Here is a 14906-nt window from a genome sequence, read left to right on the forward strand (position 1 = left end):
GAGGGCCTACGACGGGCATCCCCGTCGGCGTCGCCATGGCAGCCAGGAGCGTTTCGGTGTCCGGTCCTCGGGTGGCAGCAGGTGCGGGGCATGGGCGCGGACCTCGTCCAGGACCTGGCGGACGCCGGGGTTGGTCAGCGGCCTGCCGGCGACGTCCACGGTGGGCACGGTCTCGTTGCCTGCGTTGACGGAGCGGACGTAGGCCGCGTCCTGTGTGTTCTCCCAGATGTTGTGCCACTGTACGGGCAGGCCCGTACGTTTCAGCCTGTGGCGCAGAGCCATGCAGTACGGGCAGCCCGGGCGCCAGTACACGTGGACGGCCGACGCTGTCGGCGTCGTCGAGGGGTCGGTCATGGTCGATGTCTCCCGTTCTCGTCAGGGCTCAGGAGGCGACGGCCTCTTCGAGCCCGCGTGCTGGGGCGGGTGTCCCGTACGCGGCGGCGATTTCGTCGATCTGCCGGTAGCCGGTGCGGAGCAGGAAGGTGTTCAGGCGGCCGTAGGACTTGGCGCCGAGGATGAAGAAGTCCGGTTCCGGGGTGCGGAGCCGGTCGATGCCGGGGGCGGGCTGGGCCAGGCAGTCGGCGCCGGAACCGGTGGCGGCGAGGAGGGCGGCGGAGAGGTTCATCGGGGCGCCGGTGGCGTAGCACTCGTGGACCTGGAGCTGGCGGTAGAGGGTGTGTTCTCCGGTGTAGCCGGTGAGAGAGACGATGTGGTCGGCGAGGAGATCGGTCGGGCCGGCGGCGGTGGCCAGGCGGGCGCGGATGCGGTCGCCCTCCGCCCGGAACGCCTGGACGTGGGCGCCGGTGTGGACGGTGACCCGGTCGTGGGTGCCGTCGGCCAACTCCTGTGAGATGTCGACGAGTTCCTGGCGCGCGGGCAGCGTGTCGTCGGGGACGGCGCCCCAGTCGGGGGCCGGGCTGCGGACGGCCCAGATCAGCCGGGTGCGGGGGAGAGCGGCGAGGTCGCGGGCCGTGGTCTGGGCGGACTTGCCGGCGCCGACGAGGAGGACGGTGCCCTGCCAGCGCTCCGGCTCGGCCGGGTCGGGGATGGTACGGGTGATGCGGTGGTCGAGGCCGCGTTCGCCGGGGGCGGGGATGCCGCCGTCGCCGAGGGTGTTCGGGTGGGCGTAGGTGCCGGTGCAGTCCAGAACAAGGGTGGCCTCGACTGTCTCCTCACCGTCTGCGGTGTCCAGGAGCAGGGTGAAGGGCGCGGAGGCGCGGGCCGTGGTGCCGATCTGTTCGTGCTTGAGCAGACCGGTGCGGGCGATCGCGGTGACCCGCGTGCCGTAGCGGATGCGGCCTTCCAGGGCGGGGAGTTCGGCGACCGGTCGCAGCAGCCGGGCGACGAGTTCGGTTCCGGTGGGGCAGACGCTGTCCTGCGGTACGCCGGTGAGGTGGGCGCGCATCCGGTGGGAGACGTTCAGCTCCCAGGGGGTGAAGAGGCGGACGTGTCCCCAGGCGCGGACGTGCGCGCCGACGGCGTCGGCGGCTTCGTAGACGGTGAACGGCCAGCCGGCGTCGGCACAGGCGAGGGCGGCGTCGAGGCCGATGGGTCCGGCGCCGAGGATCGCGACGTGCGGGGTGGCGGGCATGAGTCGGGTCCTCCCGGAGGGTGGTCAGACGGCGCAGTGGACGGGGCGGGGCAGGCTGCCGTCGGCGAGGCGGGCGGCGAAGAAGCGCTCGGTCACCAGTTGTCTACCCCGTTCCAGCGCGGTGCCGGCAGGGACGAGGTGCATGTCGGGGCTGGTGGTGGCGTCGGCTCCGGCGGGGTGCCAGTGCAGCCCGTCCGCGGTGACCGTCAGTTCCGGGATCGCGGAGTCCTCGCCGATCTCGACACCGGTGTCGGCGAAGCCGCGGCGCAGCAGCGGGCGGACGGCGAAGTGGTCGGCGGGCAGACCGAGTTCGGCCAGGAGCGTGGCCACGGCGGGGATCTCGCCGCTGTTCTCCGGAGTTTCGGTGAGCGCGACGCGCGGGGGCAGGCCCAGGTCGATCAGGTGCCGGATGCCGTCGAGAGTGCGCCGCCAGGAGCCCGGGCCGCGGTGCAGATCGTGGGTGGCTGCCGTGGCCCCGTCCAGGGAGGTCTGGACGGTGAGCTTGCGGCCCGCGAGGGCGGCCAGGCCGTCTGCGCGTCGGCCGCGCAGCAGCATGGCGTTGGTCATCACCACGGTGGGCAACTGCGCGGAGGCGTAGTCCAGCAGGCCCACGATGTCGGGGTGCAGGAAGGGTTCGCCGCCGGTGACGTACAGCTCGGTGAAGCCGGATGCCACCGCCTCGTCGACCAGGTCGCGGAACTCGGCGGTGAGCAGGGTGCGCGGGGCGGCCCCGGGCGAGGAGGCCACGGCGCAGTAGTCACAGGCCAGGTTGCAGTGGAAGTTGGTGTAGATCCACAGACGGGAGGGGAAGTACGGGCTGCCGAACAGCGGCACCACCGGGCGGTCACTGCCGATCGCCGCGCTCTCTGTCCCGCCCCAACCGTCGTCGGCGGGGCGGAAGGCGGTGGGCAGGGTGGAGCGGTAGAGGTGGTAGCGGCCGCGGGCGCGTTCGCCGGGCGGCAGGATCTCCAGGCAGGTGGTCCACCAGCCGGTCTCGATGGTCTCCACGAAGACCTCCGGCAGCCCGGCGGCGCGCATGGAGGAGGCCTGGGCCCGCCAGTCGTACGCCAGCGGCACCAGCTCTGCGGTCGCCCGTCCGCCGTCCAGGTCGAGGAGCGCGTACCAGACCTCGCGTCGGCCGTCGTTGGCGGGCTTGCCCAGTACTCCGACGTTCACGACGAGGGCGCCGTCGACGCGCCGCTGCCAGGGCAGGCCGCTGTGGGTGCACAGGATCACGTCCGCGCCGGAGGCCGCCACCCGCTGCTTGTGCTGCTCCGCGGGCAGGGACTCCCACCAGAAGTCGTTCAGGGCGAGCGTGGAGCCGTGCACCATGTGGACGTCGCAGCCGTCGACCGACTCCCGGCGCTCGGTGGGCAGTTCACCCATCCAGGCGGCGAAGGCGCGGCCGGTGGTGGCGAGGGTGTGGTCGTAGATGAGCTGGGCGAACTCGTTGTCCTTCGGGTCCCGGTAGCCGCAGCCGCAGTCGGTGTCGCCGCGGGCGACGGCCACGTCGTAGTTGCCCGCCACACAGGTGATGTCGTTGCCGGTCAGGATCGGCCACAGGGCGTCGACCTCGGCGCCGAAACCGCCCAGATCGCCCAGGCAGTACAGCCGCTCGGCGCCACGGGCGCGGGCGTCGTCGACGAAGGCCTGCAGGGCGTAGGGGTTGCCGTAGGGGCCGCCGCATACCGCGATGCGCATGTCAGAGATCTCCAGGGTGGTGCGGGGGCTCGGGCGGGGGCGTCATGGACTGGAAACCCGGTGGGGCGCGGATGCCTTCCGCCGGTGCCTGCCGCGCAGGAGACGGGGAGGCCCGGCCGCGTAACGGCGGCGGATGCGTTCGGGATCGACTCCGGCGAAGTACAGCAGTTTCAGGTACTGCATGAAGACGATCATCCGCCAGACGCCGTGCTCGACCAGGCGACGGGCGGAGGCCGTGGACGTGGCGGACAGCACCGCCAGGGGCCCGCACCGGCCGAGGCGGCGGGACATCTCCAGGTCCTCCATGATGGCCAGCTCGGGGAAGCCACCGAGCTCGTCGAAGACGCCGCGTCGGACGAACATCGCCTGGTCGCCGAAGATGTGCCGCAAGCGGCGGGCGCGGGCGTTGGAGGTGTACGCGAGGTAGTTCAGGCCCGGGCCGCGCCGGTCGAAGCGCAGGGTCAGGCCGCCGCCCACCACCGCCGGGTCGGACATGGCGGCGCGGATCTGGGCGAGGGCGGCGGGGTCGATCTCGGTGTCGGCGTGGACGAACCACACCACCTCGCCCGTGCAGCGCCGGGCGCCCGCGTTCATCTGCTTCGCCCGGCCCCGCTCGCTGTGGACCATGGTGGCGTGCTGGGAGGCGATCTCGACGGTGGCGTCGGTGGAACCTCCGTCGACCACGACGAGTTCGCAGTCGGGGAAGTCGCGGCACAGACGACCCAACGCCGTCTGGACGGTGGCCTCCTCGTTCAGCACGGGCACGACGATCGAAACCGGCAGGGCGATGGATGTCATACGCGCTCCGACGGGTGCAGCAGAGCCGCGATGCGCGGTGGCAGCAGCGGGTCCGCCAGGAACGCGGCGGCGTCCTGCGCTGTGTCCAGATCCCGCAGCGGAGGACGGAGCCGTGTCTGCAGACCCATGTCCTCGGCGAGGGCGGAGGCCAGGTGATCCCTGGTCAGGGTGGGCACGTCGGTGCCGATCACGAGGACCGGCCCCGCGCCGTGGGCGAAGACGTCGGTGACGGCGGCGGTCGGCCGCCGCCCGGGGTCCGCACCGCGCTCAACGACCGGACGAGCACCGGCGGATGCGGATGCCGGGGCGCATCCGCTGTCCGGGGCGCGTTCTGCCGCGTACGCCGGACAGGTGTGGAGCCCGCCACCGGACGCCGTCTCCAGGGTGTGGCGGACGAGTTCGGCCTGCAGAGCCTCGCACCCCTGCGGGCCGAGCAGCGGGTGCAGCCGGTTCTTGACGGCGCCGGGCCGGGACGCCTTCGCCATGATCAGCACGGCGGGAGCCGAGGCCGACCTCATGAGCCGAACCGATAGACGAACCCGGCGGGCGCCACGCTCTCCAGCCCCGCCACCGCGTGTCCGACCAGCTCGGTGAAGACGTTCTTGCTGGCCGCCATGCGCTCCACCAGCGCCTCCACCGGTTCCGGTTCGGGGGCGATTCCGTTGGCGTGGTCGGTGACGAACCCGACCAGGGCCAGGGGCAGTTCGGCTTCCCCTGCCAGCACGGCCTCCGGGCCTGCGGTCTGGCTGACGGCGGTGACACCGACGGCACGCAGCGCGGCGATCTCGCTTCGGCTGTTGAACCGTGGTCCGTCCACATGCCCGTACACACCCCGGGGGAGGACCGGTACGCCGGTCTGCTCCGCGGCGGTGATCAGGACCTGGCGCAGCGGCTCGCTGAACGGTCGGTCGAAGATCCAGTGGCCGCGGCCCGCCTCGCCGGGGGTGTCGTACCAGGTGCAGGGGGAGGCGTCGGGCAGCCGGTTGGAGGGGAAGTACAGGTCGTCGAAGACGACCAGCGAGCCGGGCGCGGCGGCCGGATCGACGGCCCCGCACACGGTCAGGGAGATCACCGCGTCCACGGAACAGGCCCGCAGCGCCGCCAGGTTGGCCTTGTGCTCGACCTGGTGCGACAGGCGCCGGTGACCGGCGCCGTGGCGGGACAGCTGCACGATGTCGGTCCCCTTCACCCGGCCCTGGGTGACCTGGACCTGGCCGTACCCGGTGGTGACGGTCAGTGCGGACGCCCCTTCGAGATGCGGCCAGTCGTAGCTGCCCGAGCCGGTGATGACGCCGAAGCGCATCCGGATTCCTCCCCTTTATTTCCTTGCCGATGTGCGGACTTCGACGATCGGCAGCAGCCTGCGCAACTCGGCGTTCTCCACCGGGTCCAGGACCGAGTGCTGCACGCAGGCCGGTACCAGGGTGCCGTTCTCCGGGTGGGCCATGGAGTACTGGCAGGCGGCCAGGCGCTCCTGCGTCTCGCGCAGCTTGGGGTCGTCGCTGGTCTCGCCGCGCTGCATCAGCTCCCAGGCCGGGGCGACGTCCTCGGCGTCCATGAACATGTGCATCACGAACGTCACCGGCCGGATGCGGAAACCGTGCCACAGCAGTCGGCCGACGCCGACCCGCTGGACGGTACGGGCCAGCCAGCTCAGCGCGACGGCGACGGTGCGCGGGTGGCGGGCGACGACCCGCAGCACCCTGGCGGCGAGCAGCACAGGCGGCGTGCCGGTGAAGTTGACCTTGCCCAGGTAACGGAAGAAGGCGTCCCGCACGGCGAGGTCGCGTATGTCGCCGCCGTCGAGGAACGGGAACCAGCGGCGGCCGACGTAGAAGCCGTAGGCGGTGCGGTTGCAGCGCACGTCGCCATTGTGGAACACGTTGAAGTCCAGGCGGGTTCCAGCGCCGCGCTCGATCTGCGCCCACACCGCGTCCGGGGTGGCCGCCCGGTAGTGCTCCTTCCAGCGGCGCTCGTCGCCGAGGAACGCGGCGGGCTGGAAGGAGAACATGCCGTATCCGGCCGCGTGGTTGGCGCGGATGACGTCGGCGACCTCGTCGAGGTTGCCGGGGGTGACCGTCATGTTGTGGGCGAGGAAGTACCGCACCCCGTGGTCGTGCTTGAGCTTGCGGAACATGGCGGCGAACCGTCTGCGGTAGGGGTTGAGCGCCCGTTCGCCGGGCGGGCGTTCCATGCCGCGCCGTCCGTACATGAACTGGTCGAAGTGCGCGGCGAAGGAGAGCCGGTCGAAGCGTCGTCGGCCGTCCGGGCCGAGGGCGAGTTGCTTGAGGTAGGGGTAGTCGAAGTCGCCATGGGTGAAGCTCATGGGTTCGCGGCCGTGCTCGCGCATGATGGTCAGGGCGGCGGCGTGGTCGTCCGGCGGGAGCAGGCTCACCTCGCCGCCGATGAGCTGGGTGTGGGCGCGTGGTCCGCGCAGTCTGCGCAGCAGTCCCATCTGGGCGGCGACCTGCTCGCGGGTGTGGGGGCCGTCGACGCGGACGGCGTTGGCGTCGCGGGAGTGGTAGCAGGGGGTGCACTTCAGGTTGCACTTGGGGAAGACGCCGTGGGTCCCCTCGCAGCCCACCCCGTGCTGCCCGATGATCTGCGCCGGGGTCTTCACCCCGTCCGGGAGCTCGGCCCAGCGCCGCTCCATGGCGGCGACGAACTCGGGGTCGTAGGGGCGGGTGGCGCATTCCAGGGCACGCAGGGTCGCCACGAATCGCATCGGTTGCATTCCTGCTTTCCAAGGGGGAGGGGGAGTGCGGACGGTACGCAGTACGGCGAGGACGAGCCGGAGAGTCATCGCCGCAACCTCCGGCGCAGCCCCAGCAGGCCACCGATCGCACCCCGGTTGCGGGCGAGCCGGTCGTAGACGTCGAGGAGCGCGGCGTGCCAGGGCCCGTCCGCGTACGTCGGATACGGGTGCACCGTCTTCGCGTACCGCGAGGGCGTCCAGCCCAACCGGACCGCGGTCGCCAGGTGCGCGATGGTCTCCCCGGCGCGTGGCGCGACCACCGTGGCGCCGGCGATGCGGCCGCGCAGGTCCAGCACCAGGGTGGTGAAGCCGCCGGTGCGGCCGTCGGCCACCGCCCGGTCCACCCGGTCGTGCTCCAGCGTGTGGACGCGGGCCTTCTCGCCGTACCGGGCGTGGGCCTCCTCGGTCGTCAGCCCGACCCGGGCGACCTCCGGATCGGTGAACGTCACCCACGGCACCGCGGTGTAGTCGATGCGCCGCCGCACACCGAGCAGGGCGTCGGTGGCGGCGGCCCCGCCCTGCACGCCGCCCAGATGGGTGAAGGCGGAGGTGCCGGTGACGTCCCCGGCGGCGTAGATCCGGCGGTTGCTGGTCCGCAGCCGGTCGTCCACCCGGACGTGGCCGCGCTCGTCCGACCGCACCCCGGCGGCCTTCAGGCCGAGCCCGGTGGTGTTGGCGCGGCGGCCGGTGACTGCCAGCAGCGCGTCGTGAGGAACCGCGCCGCCGGGACCGTACAGCGTGCCGTCGGCCACCTTCTCCGCCCGGTATCCGGTCAGGACTGTGACGCCCTCCGCCTCCAGCCGCTCGCGCACCACCTGCGAGGCCCGCGGCTCCTCGCGCGGCAGCAGCCGGTCCAGTGCCTCGACGAGCGTCACCCGCGAGCCGAGCCGGGCGAACGCCTGCCCCAGCTCGCAGCCGATCGGCCCGCCGCCCAGCACCACCAGCCGCTCCGGCAGTTCGGCCAGGTCCCAGACGGTGTCGCTGGTCAGCGGGTCCGCCTCGGCGAGGCCCGGCACGGGTACCAGGGACGGTGACGATCCGGTCGCGATCACGGCGTACCGGAAGGACACCTCGCGCTCACTCGTGCTGAGCGTGCGCGGTCCATTGAAGACGGCCGGACCGTACGCCACCTCCACGCCGAGTGGACGGAGCGCCTCGGCCGAGTCGTGCGGCTCGATCACCGCTGTCGCTTCCTCGACATGCCGCATCACCGCCGCCAAGTCGGCGGGGCCGGTGGGCGCGTCCAGGCCGTACCGCCCGCTGCCGTGCGCCGCCCGCACCTCGGCCGCCGCGTGCAGCAGCGCCTTGCTGGGTACGCACCCGGTCCACAGGCAGTCCCCGCCCAGCCTGTCCCGCTCCACCAGCAGCGTCCGGGCGCCGAACCGTCCGGCGGTACGCGCCGCCGTCAGCCCCGCGCTCCCGCCACCGACGACCACCAGGTCGTACGCGTTCATCGATCCGGTTCCTTCTCCAGCTCTCTCGGGCGGCCTTGCCCAGGGGCGCCGCACCTCGTCCTGGTCGGTCTTGGCCGGCGGCACGGAAAGGGAACCCGCCGCGGCGGCTGTGGCTTCCACCCGTGGACAGTCTTTCGACGGCGGGGTTGCCGGGCCCGGCTCCTCGACGGGTCGGCGTGTCCCCGGCAGGGGCACCGCGCGAGGGGAATGTTCTTCCTGGCACAGCGGGTTCCCGTCGCGCCGCGTCGCACTCGGCGTCGCCGACGACGATGCGACTGCGCCCATCACCGGAGAACAGAGGGAGAAGAGCCGTGGCGGTTGACACGTCGGACATGCCCGTCCCGTTCGTCGAGGAGACGGTCAAGGAGTACTACGGAAGGGTGCTCGCGTCGTCGGCGGATCTGAAGACCTCGGCGTGCTGCACGGACGCGGCACCTCCGCCGTACATCGCCGCCGCGCTGGGCCGCGTCCACGAGGAGGTCATGGACCGCTTCTACGGCTGCGGTTCCCCGATCCCGCCCGCGCTGGAGGGGGCCACCGTGCTGGACCTCGGCTGCGGCAGCGGGCGCGACGCGTATGTGCTGGCCCAGCTGGTCGGCCCGGCCGGCCGGGTGATCGGCGTCGACATGACCGCCGAGCAACTGGCCGTCGCCCGGCGGCACCAGGACTGGCACGCGGAGCGGTTCGGCTACGCCAACGTGGAGTTCCGCCAGGGCCACATCGAGGATCTGGCCGCCGCCGGGATCGCGGACGCCTCCGTCGACGTGGTGGTCTCCAACTGCGTGGTGAACCTGTCCCCGGACAAGCCGCGCGTCCTCGCCGAGGTCTTCCGGGTGCTGAAGCCCGGCGGCGAGCTGTACTTCTCCGACATCTTCGCCGACCGGCGCCTGCCCGCCGCGCTGCTCGCGGACCCGGTCCTGGTCGGCGAGTGCCTCGCCGGAGCCCTGTACACGGAGGACTTCCGCCGCCTGCTTCAGCGCACCGGCTGCGCGGACGCCCGTACGGTGACGTCCTCGCCGGTGACGCTCGACGACCGGGAGGTCGAGCGGAAGATCGGCTTCGCCGCCTTCACCTCGCGTACCGTACGCGCCTTCAGGCTGCCGCTGGAGGACCGCTGCGAGGACTACGGCCAGGTCGCCGTCTACCACGGCACGCTCGACGAACACCCGCACACCTTCGACCTGGACGACCACCACCGCTTCCACACCGGCAAGCCGCAGCTGGTGTGCGGCAACACCGCGGACATGCTCTCCGCGACCCGCTACGCGCCCCACTTCACCGTCACCGGCGAGAGGACGACGCACTTCGGCCTGTTCCCGTGCGCGCCGACCGAGCAGACCGGTGGAGACGTGACGAGTTCGGGAAGCGGCTGCTGCTGAGAGCAGGCCCTGAGGTACGGCGGGATCACGGAGACGGAGGACCGGCCGGGCGCCTCAAGGCCTCTGGTGCCCGGTCCCCGCCCTCGCCGTCCCCTCCGTGCCGGAGCAGCGCCTCACCGAATCCGCGCAGCCGGTCCACCGCGTCCGCGTCCGGCTGCTCGCGTCGGGCTGGCGCCTCCTTGATCGCCCGGTAGGTGCTCGCCTCCAGGCCACAGCGGAGGCAGTCCTCAAGGTGCGCCGCCACCCGGCGCGCGGTGACCTCGTCGGTCTCCCCGTCGAGGTAGGCCTGCAGCACCCGGATCACCCGCATACAGTTCATCCGCCGCTCGGCCGGATGCCGCCGCCTCGGCCACGCGTTCATCGTCCACCTGGCCCCGGCACCAGACCGGTTGCCGTGAGCCGGACACGGATCCGCTTGCGCGCCCGGTGCAGCCTGCTCGTCACGGTTCTCTCCGGCACCCCCAGCAGCCCAGCCGCCTCCGCGTACGACAGCCCGTCGACGTCCACCAGGCGCACCACTTGCCGGTGCGCCTGCGGCAGCACCTCCAGAGCCGCGTCCACCTCCGCGTCGAATGCCTCGCCGACCACCAGTGATTCCGGGGACTCGGGCACTTCGACGGACGCCGTTCGGTCGAGGCCGGTGTCGGGGCCGTCGAGGAGGCGGGGCTTGCGGCGGCGGTGCCGGTTGATCTCCGCGCGGCGCATGATGGTCAGCAGCCAGGCACGCGGGTGCTTGCCGTCGAACCGGTCGATGGCGCGGTAGGCGCGCAGGAGGGTGTCCTGGACCAGGTCCTCGGCGTCGGCGGGCCGCGCGGTCAGCGTCATCGCCACCCGCAGCAGCACCTCCACCTCGGGCAGCACGTAGGCGGCGAACGCGTTCCCCCGTGCCGCCTCGGAGCTCGGCAGTCGTTCTTCCACGGTGACGGAACCCTCCGATCTCGACTCCGCATTCCACTTTCTCCCGGGAGAGACGAGCCCGCTCGGTCGCAGCGGAGGACGCGTCCCACATGTCCGGGTACGCTTGACCTAGGTGGTTTTTGTTTCAACAGCATTCCACCCCCTGGAGGTCACCATGGACGTCCTGGTGCTCATCGGCCGCATCCTCTTCGCGGCGCTCTTCCTCGGCTCTGCCCTCGGCCACCTCACCCAGCCCAAAGGGATGGCCGGATACGCCACATCCCGGGGCGTGCCCGCCGCCGTGCCGGCAATCATCGGCAGCGGCGTGCTGCTCCTCGTCGGCGGGCTGAGCGTGCTGCTCGGCATCTGGGCCGATCTGGGAGCACTTCTGCTCGTCGTCTTCCTGGTCCCGACCGCGGTGCTGATGCACGCGTTCTGGAAGGAGAGCGACGCCCAGGCCCGGCAACAGGAAATGATCCAGTTCCAGAAGGACCTGGCGCTCGCCGGAGCCGCGCTGATGCTGTTCGCGCTCATCGCCCACGCAGGCTCCGACCTGGGCTTGACGATCACCGGACCGCTCTTCGACATCGGCTGACGCACCGGCCCCGGACGGTTGTCCGGGGGCAGCTGCCGCTCATCTCCGCTCCGGGACGGTGTGCTCGGCGGGGAGCTGGGCCACCACGCGGCGCAGCGGCAGTTCGAGGCGTCGGCCGGGGCGCGCCCAGGCGGCGAGGGTCTTCTTGGCGGCCCGGGCGCGGTGTTCGGTGAGGCGGGGGAGATAGAGGCCGTCGACCAGCAGGGCCACGGCCTCCGGGGTGTCGAGGCCGAGGGAGAAGAGACGGCGCTGGTCGGAGTGGACGCGGAAACCCGCACCCCGCAGCAGCCCCGTGAGTCCGTCGCGCGCCCGTGGGTTGGGCCAGGGCTGGCGCACGGCCCGCAGCGCGGCCATCACCCGGGCCCAGGCGAGGGCTCCGGATGCCGACAGCCCCGACCGGGCGGGCACCAGGGCCACGAGGGTCCCGCCGGGGCGCAGCACGCGCCCGACCTCCCGCAGCACCTGCGGCAGCGGGGTGAGTACGGGCAGGCACATGGAGGCGCAGACCACGTCGGCGGACGCCGAGCGCACGGGCAGGGCGGTGGCGTCCGCCCGTACCAGGGGACCGCGACCGAGCCGGGACGCCTCGGCGAGTTCACCCGCGGAGGCGTCGACGCCGACCCACCGCGCGTCCGGGAGCCGCATGCGCAACGGAGCGGAACCGCAGGCCAGGTCGACCACCGCCAGACCGTCGGCGCCGTGCAGTGGTGCGGCCAGCCAGGCATAGGGGTCGGCGTCGGCGAGACGGAAGAGGCGCTCGGTGATACCGGGGCGGGCTTCGTGGTACGTCCCGAGATAGCGGCGCCAGGCCTTGTCGTCCAACGTGTCGCCCTTCTGCTCGTCATTCCGGACAGCCCTCATCCCGGACAGCTCCTCATTCCGGGCTGCCCGTCACTCCGGCCGCGCTCGCCCTGCGCGTTGCTCCCGACCGTTTCCTGCTGCCGACGTGACGCGCGGCCGACGTCGGCTCCGGGTGGGAAACCCGGCCCGGAGGCGAGGCCTTCCTTTCCGCCGCGTGGGCGCGACCAGCCACGACGGCGCCGCAGACGAACGACGGCACATCGCGGCCCCGCGGCGGAGCCGCACATCGGCACAGCCCGCGGAGCACTCAGCCGGCCGCGTCGCGCAGCTGCTCCGTCTCCAGGACCGTGATGCGGCCGCGGGCCAGGCGGATCAGGCCACGGTCGGCGAACTGGTGCAGCGCCTTGGTGGCGGTCTCCCGGGAGGTGCCGACCAGCGCGGCGAGCTGCTCGTGGGTGAGGGTCACCTGCTGGCGCTTCGCCCCGGGCAGCAGTGGCAGGGCCGAGGGTTCCTGCCGGGGCATCAGAGTGAGCAGTGTCGTGGCGACGCGCTGTGGGACGGACTTGAAGACACTGTCGGACAGACGCTGTTCGAGGTCGGTCAGGCGGCGGCCGAGGAGTTCCGTGATGCGGGTGGCGATACGGGCGTCCGACAGCAGGAAACGGTCCACCTCGGCGCGGTGCATCACGCACACGGTCACGTCGTCCAGAGCCTCGGCGTAGTTGCCGTACATCCGCTGGCCGAGCAGCAGCATCTCCCCGAAGATCGTGCCGGGATTGAGGATCGCGCAGGTCAGGGCGCGGCCCTCGGAGGAGACCCGGAAGATCCGGACCCGGCCGCGTTTGAGGATGAACAGCACCTCGCACGGCTCCTGGGGGACATACAGCATTTCCCCGGCGGTGTAGGTCTTCATGGGGGCCGCGGTGGCGATGGCGTCCATCTCCCGCTCGCTCAGGTCGCGGAAGATGTCGACCTCGGACAGGCACCAGGTCCGTTCCTCGTCCGAGCCGGTCGCCATCATCGTCGCCGTCTCCTCACGCCGTCCGGGGGCCCACGGAGGCGGAGCCGCACCCCAGGCCGGGTGTACCAGCGCGTCGGCTCCCTCCATCAGACAGTAGCGGCCCTGGGCCTCGTCGGCAGGGGCGCCGTGGGGCACTACGCCCCTGGTCGGCGGATTCTCCGGCTGCGACTGCGGCGTCATGGCGTGCTCGTCCTCCAGAGGCGGTCACGGAGCGTTGTGCCCTAGGACGCTAGGCCTGGTGGGAGCCGCCTTCTGTGACCGTGGTCACACAGCGCCCGGTTCGGCCATCCGGGCCATCCGATGGGGACCGTGGAGTGTAAGCGCGGTCACATCTCTGGGCGGGTGCGGTTCGTAGCGTCGGGACCGAAGCGGATTGGCATCCGAGCGGCCGGAGTCAACAGATTCGGGAGGCGAGAACCATGATGCGTGCGACCTGGAACGGTGCCGTCATCGCCGAGACCCCGCGCACGAAACGGGTCGAAGAAAACCACTACTTCCCGCCGGAGTCCCTCAAGCGGGAGTACTTCACCGAGAGCCGGACGAGGTCCTTGTGCCCGTGGAAGGGCATCGCCCGCTACTACACGGTCACCGTCGACGGGCGGACCAACCCGGATGCCGCCTGGTACTACCCGCATCCCAGCCCGTTCGCCAGGCGGATCAAGAACCATGTCGCCTTCTGGAACGGCGTCACGGTCGAGGGAGTCGAGGAAGAGAACACCACGTGAGCACCGGCTCCTCGTTTCCCCCGCACCCGCTTCGTACGCTGCCTGTCAGGTGCACCCCCAAAGGCAGGAGTAGCAACGATGCAGTACGTGAAGCTCGGTTCGACGGGGCTGGACGTGTCCCGGATCTGTGTGGGCTGCATGAGTTTCGGGTTCCCCGACCGGGGCGTCCACGACTGGACCCTGGACGAGGCGGCGTCGCGGCCAATGATCCGGCAGGCGGTCGAGGCCGGGATCAACTTCTTCGACACGGCGAACGTCTACTCCGACGGCACCAGCGAGGAGATCGTGGGCCGGGCGCTCGCCGACTTCGCGCGGCGCGAGGAGATCGTCCTCGCGACCAAGGTGAACGGCGCCATGCACGAGGGCCCCAACGCCCGCGGCCTGTCCCGCAAGGCGATCATGACGGAGATCGACAACAGCCTGCGGCGCCTGGGCACCGACTACGTCGACCTCTACCAGATCCACCGCTTCGACCCCCACACCCCGGCCGAGGAGACGATGGAGGCCCTGCACGACGTGGTCAAGGCGGGCAAGGTCCGCTACATCGGGGCGAGTTCGATGTACGCCTGGCAGTTCTCCAAGCTCCAGTACACCGCCCGCCTGAACGGCTGGACGCGCTTCGTGTCCATGCAGAACCACTACAACCTCCTCTACCGCGAGGAGGAGCGCGAGATGCTGCCGCTGTGCGAGGACCAGGGCGTCGCCGTACTGCCCTGGAGCCCGCTCGCCCGCGGCCGCCTCGCCCGTGACTGGGACACCTCGACGGAACGCAGCCGCACGGACAAGTTCGGCAGCAACCTCTACCGGGACGGCGACCGCGAGATCGTCGACGCCGTCACGCGCATCGCCGCCGAACGCGACGTCCCGCGCGCCCGGATCGCGCTCGCCTGGCTGCTCGGCCGCACCATGGTGGCCGCGCCGATCGTGGGCACCGGCAAGCCGCACCACCTCCAGGACGCGGTCGCCTCCCTCGACATCGAGCTCACGGACAAGGAGATCGAGGAACTCGAACAGCCCTACACACCCCGGGCGATCAGCGGCCACTGAGGCCGGTTCCGGCGGGGCGGCCCAGGAGCGTACAGGCCGCCCCTTCTATCCGGATCGTCCTCCGGGCGATCGTCCCCCGGAGACCGGGTACTCGATTGGACAACTGGACGCATCGACCTGCGGGACCGGTGTCCCGGGAAGG

General features: G+C 71.7%; 16 protein-coding genes. 4 read left to right on the forward strand and 12 right to left on the reverse strand.

Annotated elements, in window-relative coordinates; translation table 11 throughout:
• Positions 1 to 6: 6 nt before the first annotated feature.
• From ACWD3C_RS30125 to ACWD3C_RS30160, 8 genes are all read right to left on the reverse strand, one after another.
• Positions 7 to 354 carry a mycoredoxin gene (locus ACWD3C_RS30125; RefSeq protein ID WP_451149320.1) on the reverse strand — a complete coding sequence of 116 codons (348 nt, stop codon included), beginning with the start codon at positions 352 to 354 and terminating at the stop codon, positions 7 to 9.
• 28 nt (positions 355 to 382) lie between these two features.
• On the reverse strand, positions 383 to 1591 hold the full coding sequence (locus ACWD3C_RS30130) for an NAD(P)-binding domain-containing protein (protein ID WP_451149321.1): 1209 nt from the start codon (positions 1589 to 1591) through the stop codon (positions 383 to 385).
• A 24-nt stretch (positions 1592 to 1615) separates the two neighbouring features.
• A complete protein-coding gene (locus ACWD3C_RS30135) occupies positions 1616 to 3292 on the reverse strand; it encodes a radical SAM protein (RefSeq protein WP_451149322.1) in 1677 nt (558 codons plus the stop codon).
• Positions 3293 to 3334: 42 nt separating this feature from the next.
• Positions 3335 to 4090, reverse strand: a complete 756-nt coding sequence (locus ACWD3C_RS30140; protein ID WP_451149323.1) for a TIGR04283 family arsenosugar biosynthesis glycosyltransferase — start codon at positions 4088 to 4090, stop codon at positions 3335 to 3337.
• Positions 4087 to 4608, reverse strand: coding sequence for a DUF2064 domain-containing protein (locus tag ACWD3C_RS30145; protein WP_451149324.1), 522 nt, complete (start codon positions 4606 to 4608; stop codon positions 4087 to 4089). Before ACWD3C_RS30145 ends, ACWD3C_RS30140 begins: the two co-directional genes overlap by 4 nt.
• Positions 4605 to 5393, reverse strand: coding sequence for an MTAP family purine nucleoside phosphorylase (locus ACWD3C_RS30150; protein ID WP_451149325.1), 789 nt, complete (start codon positions 5391 to 5393; stop codon positions 4605 to 4607). Before ACWD3C_RS30150 ends, ACWD3C_RS30145 begins: the two co-directional genes overlap by 4 nt.
• A 15-nt stretch (positions 5394 to 5408) precedes the next feature.
• Positions 5409 to 6815, reverse strand: coding sequence for a radical SAM domain-containing protein (locus ACWD3C_RS30155; RefSeq protein WP_451149326.1), 1407 nt, complete (start codon positions 6813 to 6815; stop codon positions 5409 to 5411).
• Between the two features lie 74 nt (positions 6816 to 6889).
• The gene (locus tag ACWD3C_RS30160) at positions 6890 to 8299 is read right to left on the reverse strand and encodes a dihydrolipoyl dehydrogenase family protein (protein WP_451149327.1); all 1410 of its coding nucleotides are present in this window, start codon (positions 8297 to 8299) and stop codon (positions 6890 to 6892) included.
• 311 nt (positions 8300 to 8610) lie between these two features.
• On the opposite strand from ACWD3C_RS30160, the gene ACWD3C_RS30165 reads away from it, so the two are divergent.
• Complete coding sequence (locus tag ACWD3C_RS30165; protein WP_451149328.1) at positions 8611 to 9678, forward strand: methyltransferase domain-containing protein; 1068 nt, start codon at positions 8611 to 8613, stop codon at positions 9676 to 9678.
• Positions 9679 to 9703: 25 nt separating this feature from the next.
• Here ACWD3C_RS30165 and ACWD3C_RS30170 read toward each other — a convergent pair whose 3' ends face one another.
• The gene (locus tag ACWD3C_RS30170; protein ID WP_451149329.1) at positions 9704 to 10039 is read right to left on the reverse strand and encodes an anti-sigma factor family protein; all 336 of its coding nucleotides are present in this window, start codon (positions 10037 to 10039) and stop codon (positions 9704 to 9706) included.
• Entirely contained in the window at positions 10036 to 10596 is a 561-nt protein-coding gene (locus tag ACWD3C_RS30175) for an RNA polymerase sigma factor (RefSeq protein ID WP_451149330.1), read from the reverse strand. Before ACWD3C_RS30175 ends, ACWD3C_RS30170 begins: the two co-directional genes overlap by 4 nt.
• 154 nt (positions 10597 to 10750) lie before the next feature.
• Between ACWD3C_RS30175 and ACWD3C_RS30180 the strand changes: the two genes are divergently transcribed.
• A complete protein-coding gene (locus ACWD3C_RS30180; protein WP_451149354.1) occupies positions 10751 to 11170 on the forward strand; it encodes a DoxX family protein in 420 nt (139 codons plus the stop codon).
• A gap of 39 nt (positions 11171 to 11209) precedes the next feature.
• Here the strand turns inward: ACWD3C_RS30180 and ACWD3C_RS30185 are convergent, their stop codons facing one another.
• Together ACWD3C_RS30185 and ACWD3C_RS30190 are read right to left on the reverse strand one after the other, a co-directional pair.
• Positions 11210 to 12031, reverse strand: coding sequence for a class I SAM-dependent methyltransferase (locus ACWD3C_RS30185; RefSeq protein ID WP_451149331.1), 822 nt, complete (start codon positions 12029 to 12031; stop codon positions 11210 to 11212).
• A gap of 247 nt (positions 12032 to 12278) precedes the next feature.
• Positions 12279 to 13172, reverse strand: a complete 894-nt coding sequence (locus tag ACWD3C_RS30190; RefSeq protein WP_451149332.1) for a Crp/Fnr family transcriptional regulator — start codon at positions 13170 to 13172, stop codon at positions 12279 to 12281.
• A 239-nt stretch (positions 13173 to 13411) separates the two neighbouring features.
• Between ACWD3C_RS30190 and ACWD3C_RS30195 the strand changes: the two genes are divergently transcribed.
• Both ACWD3C_RS30195 and ACWD3C_RS30200 read left to right on the forward strand, forming a co-directional pair.
• The gene (locus ACWD3C_RS30195; protein ID WP_451149333.1) at positions 13412 to 13717 is read left to right on the forward strand and encodes a DUF427 domain-containing protein; all 306 of its coding nucleotides are present in this window, start codon (positions 13412 to 13414) and stop codon (positions 13715 to 13717) included.
• Positions 13718 to 13795: 78 nt separating this feature from the next.
• On the forward strand, positions 13796 to 14764 hold the full coding sequence (locus ACWD3C_RS30200) for an aldo/keto reductase (RefSeq protein WP_451149334.1): 969 nt from the start codon (positions 13796 to 13798) through the stop codon (positions 14762 to 14764).
• The last annotated feature ends 142 nt before the right edge of the window (positions 14765 to 14906 follow it).

The sequence above is a fragment of the Streptomyces sp. NPDC002845 genome, assembly GCF_053591955.1.